Source organism: Mesorhizobium sp. M0663, from assembly GCF_040320585.1.
Taxonomy (GTDB): domain Bacteria; phylum Pseudomonadota; class Alphaproteobacteria; order Rhizobiales; family Rhizobiaceae; genus Mesorhizobium.
In genome coordinates this window covers 25743-34412 of record NZ_JAMYPX010000040.1, presented here as the reverse complement: position 1 = coordinate 34412, position 8670 = coordinate 25743, and the positions used below count along the sequence as shown (strand labels likewise).

Here is an 8670-nt window from a genome sequence, read left to right as displayed (position 1 = left end):
CCATGGCGATCGAACCGGCCGTGCTTTTGCTCGACGAGCCGTTCGGCGCGCTCGATGCGCAGGTGCGCCGCGAACTGCGCCGCTGGCTGCGCGACATCCACGATACGACCGGCCATACTACGGTCTTCGTCACCCATGATCAGGAAGAGGCGCTGGAGCTTGCCGACCGCGTCGTGGTGATGAGCCAGGGCCGCATCGAGCAGGTCGGCACCGCCGACGAGATCTACGACACTCCGAACTCGCCCTTCGTCTACGGCTTCATCGGCGAATCGAGTTCGATTCCGGTCAAGGTCGAGGACGGCCAAGTCTGGATCGCCGACCGGCCGATCGGGCTGTCCGCGCCGCAGGCGCCGCAAGGCGAAGCGACGCTTTTCTTCCGTCCGCACGATGTCGAACTGGTGGAAGAATGCAATGGCTGCATCGCCGGCACGGTCGCCGCCAGCCGCCGCGTTGCCGATACCAGGCGGGTGGAACTCGAAATCGGCGGCGAGCGCCAGCGGGTCGAGATCGAGCTGCCCGTCGACCATCCGGCGGCGCAGAAAAGCCGGGTGGCATTCAGGCCGCGGCGCTGGAAGCTGTTTCCGGCTGCTTGATTACGAGGCGATTACCAACTTGTGCACAACAAGACGTTTCGGCCCGCTCTTTCAACGCGCCTTAGCGAGAGCACAAGGGTCATCGGATTTTTCGGGAAAGCCGCAAAGCCGTAGTGCTCGTAGAAGGCTTTCGCTTCGTCCGATATGGCATGAACAAGAAGGCCGCGAATCCCGAGGATCGTCGCGGCGTAACGCGGTGCGCAGAACGGCGTCTTGCAACAGCGCGGCGCCTAACCCCTTGCCTTGCCAGCTTGTGTCCACGCTGCTCGAATGTCGCGCGGTCGACGTCGAGCAGCCTGATGGAGCAGGTCTGCACGGCCTTGCCGTTCAAGATGGCTTTGGTCACCGCGATCACGTTCCCGGCGGAAACTCGCCGTCGGTTGTCTCCCATCCCTGAAAGGCGTCCACGTCATCGACCGGAGCAAGCGCTGCGTCAGCGGATAGTGGTGTCGATGCACGCGTCTTTCGCCACAGCGGCGCCAGGAGCCACCATTCCCGGCGCTTCTCCAATACTGACCTTCGCGCGCTACGGCTTGAGGCGATTCGGAGCTGAACCTTCAAAGATAATAGCGAAGTAAAGGAAACAGCGGTATTTTGACCAATTGAAATTCGTCGGGGGGTGCTCATGGCTCTATATGTCATTGGCGCAGGCATGGGTCGCACTGGCACATATTCGCTGAAGCTCGCGTTGGAGCATCTTGGGTTCGGGCCGTGTCATCACATGGCAGATGTCCGCGCCAATCCCGAGCAGAAGGCGCTGTGGCGCGCCGCCGGCCAGGGACAACTCCCGACCTGGGATGCGGTATATGCCGGCTATCTTTCCGCGGTCGATTGGCCAACGGCGCATTTTTGGCGCGAAGTGAGTGACCACTACTCTGATGCAAAGGTTATCCTGACAGTTCGTGACCCGGAAGCCTGGTATGACAGCATGGCGCAAACAATAGGACTCACGATGGATGCTGCTACCAATGATCCACAGTCCTTTGGTGTGGCGGTGGTTGGAAACACTGTCTTTGGCGGTCGATTTGATAACCGTGATCACGCAATCGCTGTCTATGAAGCACATAACGCTTCCGTGAAATCAACGCTGCCACCTGAACGCCTTCTTACTTATCAGGCCTCCGAAGGGTGGGAGCCGCTTTGTGCCTTTCTCGGTGTACAGTTGCCTTCCGCACCGTTTCCACGCACCAATTCGACTGCCGAATTTCGTGCTCGCATAGGGCGCTGAACGGCGGTTTTCCACCGATAGTGTTGAAGAAGTCGGCGATGAAGCCGTCGATCCACTCGCACCGAAGCGTCTTGATTAAGGTCGACGCGACCTCCTCGCCTTAAGTGGCTCGGACGTTTGTTCCGAGGGTGCAAATCTTGGCCAATTTCCTGAGGTTCTGGGCGATGGCTGCAAGGTGGAACTCATCGCGGGCACCACAGGGGCCGCGCAATCGCAATCGATCGAGCTTCAGGATGCGCTTGAGGTGCGCGAACAGCATCTCCACCTTCTTCCGCTGATAGCGTGAGGTCTGGTAGGCGTCTGTCTTTGCGATGTCGCGGGCCATGTCGCGCGCGCCCTCATAGATCGAGCGCAGCACCTTGCGCGCCGGCTCCTTCGGGCAACAGCTGGGCTTCAGGGCACAGGCGTCGCAATCCAGCTTGCTGGCGCGATAGCGCATCATGCCATTCTCGTCGACGAGAGGGTGTGGCATCCGATAGGTCTTCTGGCGCTGCCTGAGCGTCTTCCCGCCAGGACAGATGTATGTATCTGTCGTCGCGCGAGAAGGTGCTATCCTTGCGCCTAGACTTGTCGAAGACCGGGATATGCGGCTCGATCCCACGCTCATGCACCAACCAGTTCAGCATTTCGGCCGAGCCGTAGCCGGTGTCGGCAATCAGCCGCTCCGGCCAGAGGCCGAGCTCGTCGTGCGCCCGCTCGATCATAGTCCTGGCGGCCGTCACCTCGGCTTGGCGCACCGCGGTCGAGGGCTCCACGTCCACGATGATGGCGTGCTCCACGTCGATCAAATAGTTCGTGCAATAGGCATAGACGGCTGGGCCACCCCAAGCGGCAGTCCAGCGCGCGGCGGGATCAACAGGGGAGACGAACTTGGGCTCCACCGGCGTGGCGGCCCCGAAGGCGGCGTCATCCAGAGTGGCGAGATACTCAGCCACGGCCCGCTTGGCTTTGGGATCGAGGTCCTCGGCCGTTTCGATCCCGCGCTGACGATGGGCGTCGGCGACGATCATGCTGGCATCGACCGCAAAGCCTTCGCCGCCGACGAGCCCTTCAGCTATGCAGCGCCGGACGACGGTCTCGAACAGTTCGCGCAGCAGGTCGGCATCGCGGAAGCGGCCGTGGCGGGTCTTGGAGAAGGTTGAGTGGTCAGGCACATCACCCTCGAGGCCAAGCCGGCAGAACCACCGATAGGCCAGGTTCAGATGTACCTCCTCGCACAGCCGGCGCTCCGAGCGGATGCCGAAGCAATAGCCGACGATCAGCATGCGGATCAGCAGCTCAGGGTCGATCGAGGGACGGCCGATCGGGCTGTAGAAGGGCGCCAGATGCTGGCGGATGGCGGACAGGTCGACGAAGTGGTCGATCGCTCTGAGCAGGTGATCCGCCGGCACATGCCGCTCCAGGCTGAAGCCGTAGAACAGCTCCTCCTGCATCACACTTTGCTCGCCCATCATCGACTCAATCTCCTCTTACGACGAAGATTGAATCAGTGCTTCAGGGCTGCTGCAACCCGGACTTTTTCAACACTATCCACCCCGGCCGGACCTTCCCGAGCCTCATCAGGCAATCTGATGTCTGAACGCACCAACCGACCACGTGCGCCAGTAGCAGTCATCCGATCGGACGAATCGAATGACCGCTTTGGCTAGTTCGGTTCGAATTCTTTTGCTCCAGGATGTGTTCCGCCGAACCAACCACGTAGGCATCTGGTACAATACCAATAACTGCAGGCCGGGGGTACGCGTCCGAGGAGGGCCGGTGCGTACGTCGCTGCGAAAGCGGTCCAATTGGACCCACAATCAGCGAACATTCATTTTCGTCTGAGCGCCGATACGTCTCACAGTGGCCCTATGAACTCGGAAGATGCGAGCAATCTCGGCGGCGGGTGGACCATCATTCAGCATGCCGATGATTTCGGAGCGCTGATCGGACGTGAGTTTTGGGCGACGACCACCTTTTCGCCCGCGCTCTTGGCCGCTTGAAGCCCCGCCATGGTGCGTTCCCGTACGATGGCTCGCTCGAATTCGGCGAAGGAACCGAGCATCCGCATCATCATGCGGCCTGCCGTCGTGGTCGTGCCGATTGCCTCGGTCAGTGAGCAGAACCCGGCGCCGGCGGCCTCGATCTTCTCAAGGATAAGGAGCAGGTCCTGGAGTGACCGCATCAGTCGGTCTAGTTTCCGGACAACCACGATATCGCCTTCTTCGCCAAGAAGCCGATGGAGCTCGGGTCGAACCCAGCGTCCTCCTGATGCTCGCTCCTCCGCGAGCCGCTTGCAGCCGGCGGCTTTGGCACCGCAGACAGGCCTACGCGCTTCTCTGGAAGCCATACTTGGCCTACTCTGTCAGGGGATCAGATGAGTCGCTCGTCACGAAAACGACGACCAAAGGATCGAAGAAATCGCTGGGTCGTCAGGCGCAGCGCGATATTTGGAGGTAACGATGAATTTCACGGACAGGCGCCTCTGGTACGGTGTGGCAGCCGTGATCGTGGTGCTGTTTGTGATCGGGTATGCGGCTGGGTGGTTTGGGGGCACACCGCCACCAGCGCCACAGCAGTAAGCGTACTCTGGTTGCGGTTGCCCGGTTTCGTGGACGATGCGAATTGGACGCGTTTGTCGTCCAAAGAACTGCAAGCGCCTTAGGCTCCAAAGAGATGCGCTAAACATCTTGGATTCGAACGCGCAGCAGTTTTGCCGAATTCAGGAACACCAGGACATCTGGCCCCAAGTGCAAAATCGCTGCCTGGATAGGACCGATCCAGCCCATCAGCGCTGCGGTAATGCCCAAAACGTGCACAACACCGACACCGACAAAAATATTTTCCTGAATTGTCCGGTAAGCACGTCGAGCAATTGCGCGCGCGCTGACAATTTTTGCCAGATCATCCTTCATCAATGCAATGTCGGCGGCTTCCAGTGCCGCCTGCGTGCCGCCGCCGCCCATCGCAATGCCGACATCGGCGCGTGCCAGCGCCGGCGCGTCGTTGATCCCGTCGCCGACCATCGCCACGCGATGGCCCTGCTTTTGCAGTTCGGCGATGGCGGCGACCTTGTCCTGCGGCATCAGATTGGCACGCACTTCATCCACGCCGAGTTCCTTGGCGATGGTCCGCGCTGTGGCCTCATTGTCACCCGTCACCATCACCATGCGCTTGACCCCGGTCGCACGGAGCTTTGCCAGCGCTTCGCGCGCACCTGGTCGCAATGTGTCGGCAATCAGAATCACGCCCGCGAATTTCCCATCGACCGCGACGTGAACCGGCGTCTGTCCGCCCTTTTCGATCGCATCGGAAAGCGGCACGCCGGCCTCGCGCAGCAACGATGCATTCCCGACCAGCACGGTGCGTCCGGAGACCGTCGCCTTCACACCGCGCGCCTGCAACTGCTCGTACTGCTCCGGTTCCGGGACATCGATTTTCATCCGGGCGGCATAGTTGACGACCGCTTTCGCCAAGGGGTGAGCGGACCGCCGATCGGCGGCGGCGGCAAGGCTGAGCAGATCAGCTTCCGAAAGCGTGCCGTCCTGCATCTCCACGCCGACAACCTCGGGCTTGTTCGCCGTCAGGGTGCCTGTCTTGTCGAACACCAGGACGTCGACCTTGGCCAAAGACTCCAGATAGACGCCCCCCTTGACCAGAATTCCACTGCGTGCGGCTCGCGCAATGGCTGCGATAATCACCAGAGGAGTCGCCAATCCGAGTTCGGCAGGCGATGTGAAAATCAGCAGAGTGACGATCATCCGAACGTCGCGGGTATAAAGATAAACCGCAACGAGGAAGATCAGCACGACCGGGATCAGCCATGACGCGACCTTATCCGCCAGTTTCTGGACGGGTGCCTGTTCCGCTTCGGCATTCTCGACCAGACTGATGATGCGGGCAAAGGTGGTGTCGGCACCAACCTTCTCGGTCGCGATGTCCAGGGCGCCGGATTCGACGAAGGTTCCGGCAAAGACATCGGCGCCGTCGCTCTTGTCCTTGGGAATGCTCTCTCCAGTGATCGATGCTTCGTTGACCGAAGCCGCTCCACCGACGACGGTGCCATCGACCGGGATCTTCTCGCCGGCCCGCACCAAGACAACGTCGCCCGCGCGCAAATTCTCGATCGTGACCATGCGTTCGCCACCTGGGTCCCGCACAAGTGCCACCTGGGGCACCGAGCCGATCAGGTCTTTGATCGAGGCTCGCGCACGATCCATATTCACATCGGCAATGAACTCTGCGATCAGAATGATCACCATGAGGACCGCGCCGGCGACGGTCTCGCCTCCGATCAGCGCTACCACCGTAGCGATGGTGACGAATATCTCGGTACCGATCTTGCGCTCTTTTACGAGGTCAACGGCGCCGGTTTTGACAAGCGGATACAAGCCGATGGCAACCGCCCCCCACAAAGCTTGAATGGGAATCAGCTGTTGCCAGTACAGAAAGGCCATCAGGCCGGTAAATATAATGCGAGCGACTTCGGTCCAACGTTCGCGTGTCATCAACACTCGCCAACCCGATGGAACAGCCTCAGCCGCCGGCTTAACGCTTTCGGTGGCTGCTGTCTCGGATTTCATGATTGGCTCGCTATCTGGATTGCGGTCTTGGCTTGAAGCGTGAGCGCATCAGGATCGTGTCCCAGGGAGTGGTGTAGTTGACGGCTTGGTCGCCGCAGCTTCCGGCATGGGCCGGGAATGATCAGCGCGCCACAGCAGGCTGATGAGCGGATCATCGCTCATTTGGCTGATGGTTTCCAGCGTAATGTATCTCGCCCGCTGCACGGCCCATTCATCGTTCTGCTCGAGCAGGATCGCGCCAACCAGACGGACGATGGCGTCATCATTTGGGAAGGTGCCGATGACCTCGGTGCGCCGCTTGACCTCGCCGTTGAGGCGCTCGATCGGGTTGGTAACCGGTATGATCATGACGGTGCCATCTGATCCCCCGCTGGAGATGCGAGATTTTCAGCGCATGTGTGACCATCCGGGACAGCGGCACCGGGAGCACGCCAAGTGCGGGCAGGCCGATGTATTCGATAAGCTGCGAGCTCGCGTTAGTAGCTGGCCGCCCCTGCGACCTGCCCGGTTGCGCCGAGAGCGCGGATCCGTAGGTGTCGCGTCGCCCGCCGGCTCCCGATTGTTCAAGGAGAGAGGGGGCATGACGTGTAATTGGAATGGCTATCCACCGCACCTTTGGGGAAGTGGTGTTCTGCGAAGATGGCCGGCTGCGCCATCACGGACGCCGACATGACCCGCTCCGGACTGGAGGGATTTGGCCGCAGCTTGAACAGGACGGACGAGGTCGTTGTCGAGGTGACCGGCAACGCCATGGGGGTGGTGCGGGTGCTTTCGCCTTTCGTCGACCGGGTGATGGTGCATCAGATCAGTCACGTTGGATCACGCAGGATACAGTTGGTTCGCGGGCACCGGCGACCTCGACGAGGCCATGGCGGCATATTCATTGGCCTATGTTCTGAGCCCATCTACCTCCGATGTTTCTTGCCGCCCCGTGGGAGAGTTCCTTCGTGCGAGCAGTTTGTCGATCCGCCGGCCATCCATGTCCACGATCTTGAAGTGCCAGCCGCCATACTCAAAATGTTCCCCGACCTCAGGCAGATGCCCCAGTCGAAACAGGGCAAATCCTGCGATCGTATGGAAGTCGCCTTCAGTTGGCCGTGCTCGAAAACCAAGGCGATCGAACGCGTCCTGGGCCGACATCATACCATCCACGAGAAGGGAGCCGTCTTCACGCTCGACGACATCCGGCTCTTCGCCTTCGATGTTGGGCAGGTCGCCGGCGATGGCTTCGAGCAAATCGGTCTGGGTAACAATTCCTTCCAGACTTCCGTACTCGTCGAGGACCATTGCTATGCGGACGGGCGCCTTCCTGAACTGCTCCAGCACTTTGAAAATCGGCGTTGATTCATGAACGACGAGCGGCTCACGGATGATCGCCATCGGATCGAGAACCTGCCCGTCAAGAACCTGGTCGAGCATGTCCTTCTTCAGAACCATGCCGAGCAGTTCATCGATACCGCCCTTGCCAACAAGGAGCTGCTCATGGCGGCAATCGCGGATCGTACGAAGAATCTCGGTTCGGTCATCATTCACGTCGATCCAGTCGATATCCGGCCGAGGCGTCATGATGTCACTGATGCGGCGCTCGCCGATATTGAAGACCCGCTCGACCATCTCCCGCTGCGCCTGCTGCAACAGCCCGCCTTCCTGACTGGCCGAGATCAGAAGCTTCAGCTCGTCTGGCGAGTGCAATGAATCCTCACCGGTTCCCGGGCGCAGGCCGCAGAGTCGCAGAACGAGGTTGCCGAGACCATTCAGCATTAGAATCGCCGGCCTGAGCAGAAAGAGAAACAGACCGAGCGGACGCACGACCCAGAGCGCAGTGTCTTCGCTGCGCTGGAGCGCCAGACTCTTTGGTGCGAGCTCGCCAAGCACGATGTGAAGCGCGGTGATGATGATGAAAGCGATCGCGACGGCGACAGTGTGTGAGCCCGCAGTCGCCAACGACCCGAGCAGCCCGATCAAGAGAGGCTCGACGAGATGCGCGAGAGCAGGTTCGCCGATCCAGCCGAGTGCCAGCGATGAAATGGTGATGCCGAGCTGGGTCGCCGCCAGATTGGCATCGAGATTGTCGACGGCCCGCTGAAGCGCTGCCGCGTTCAGCCGCCCAGCCGCAGCGAGTTCGGCAACTCGGCTTCGGCGCACGGCGACCAGGGAAAACTCGGCGGCGACAAAGAAGCCGTTTGCGGCCACGAGTAGGAGAACCGACAGGATTCCAAGAATGTCGCTCAAACTGCCATCGCCTGTCGGCATGATATCCTCTTAATGACGCAATTGGATACGTCTC

At 60.6% G+C, this 8670-nt stretch carries 6 protein-coding genes and 3 pseudogenes; 2 read left to right on the top strand and 7 right to left on the bottom strand.

All coding sequences use genetic code 11. The features are described 5' to 3' along the window. Nucleotides 1–593, top strand: a 593-nt coding sequence (locus NKI54_RS32635; RefSeq protein WP_352693742.1) for a sulfate/molybdate ABC transporter ATP-binding protein, incomplete at its 5' end; no start/stop codon positions are given. 11 nt (nt 594–604) lie between these two features. On the opposite strand, the pseudogene NKI54_RS32630 reads toward NKI54_RS32635, so the two are convergent. Then, nucleotides 605–857 (bottom strand): annotated as a pseudogene (locus tag NKI54_RS32630) (GNAT family N-acetyltransferase); the annotation flags it as partial. Nucleotides 858–1218: 361 nt separating this feature from the next. Between NKI54_RS32630 and NKI54_RS32625 the strand changes: the two are divergent. Then, nucleotides 1219–1821 (top strand): sulfotransferase family protein, encoded by a 603-nt coding sequence (locus NKI54_RS32625; RefSeq protein ID WP_352693740.1) that lies wholly within the window; start codon nt 1219–1221, stop codon nt 1819–1821. A 100-nt stretch (nt 1822–1921) separates the two neighbouring features. Here NKI54_RS32625 and NKI54_RS32620 read toward each other — a convergent pair. The 6 genes and pseudogenes from NKI54_RS32620 to NKI54_RS32595 form a co-directional block, all read right to left on the bottom strand. Then, nucleotides 1922–3275: pseudogene (locus NKI54_RS32620) on the bottom strand (IS1182 family transposase). 345 nt (nt 3276–3620) lie between these two features. After that, nucleotides 3621–3725, bottom strand: a complete 105-nt coding sequence (locus tag NKI54_RS32615; RefSeq protein ID WP_352693738.1) for a hypothetical protein — start codon at nt 3723–3725, stop codon at nt 3621–3623. Next, nucleotides 3719–4150: a recombinase family protein gene (locus tag NKI54_RS32610; RefSeq protein WP_352693737.1), complete on the bottom strand. Its 432-nt coding sequence runs from the start codon at nt 4148–4150 to the stop codon at nt 3719–3721. The genes NKI54_RS32615 and NKI54_RS32610 overlap by 7 nt, the downstream gene beginning before the upstream one ends. 331 nt (nt 4151–4481) lie before the next feature. Then, nucleotides 4482–6383, bottom strand: coding sequence for a heavy metal translocating P-type ATPase (locus NKI54_RS32605; protein WP_352693735.1), 1902 nt, complete (start codon nt 6381–6383; stop codon nt 4482–4484). Nucleotides 6384–6518: 135 nt separating this feature from the next. Then, nucleotides 6519–6716 (bottom strand): annotated as a pseudogene (locus NKI54_RS32600) (transposase); the annotation flags it as partial. A gap of 555 nt (nt 6717–7271) precedes the next feature. Further along, entirely contained in the window at nt 7272–8636 is a 1365-nt protein-coding gene (locus tag NKI54_RS32595; protein ID WP_352693734.1) for a hemolysin family protein, read from the bottom strand. Nucleotides 8637–8670 lie beyond the last annotated feature (34 nt).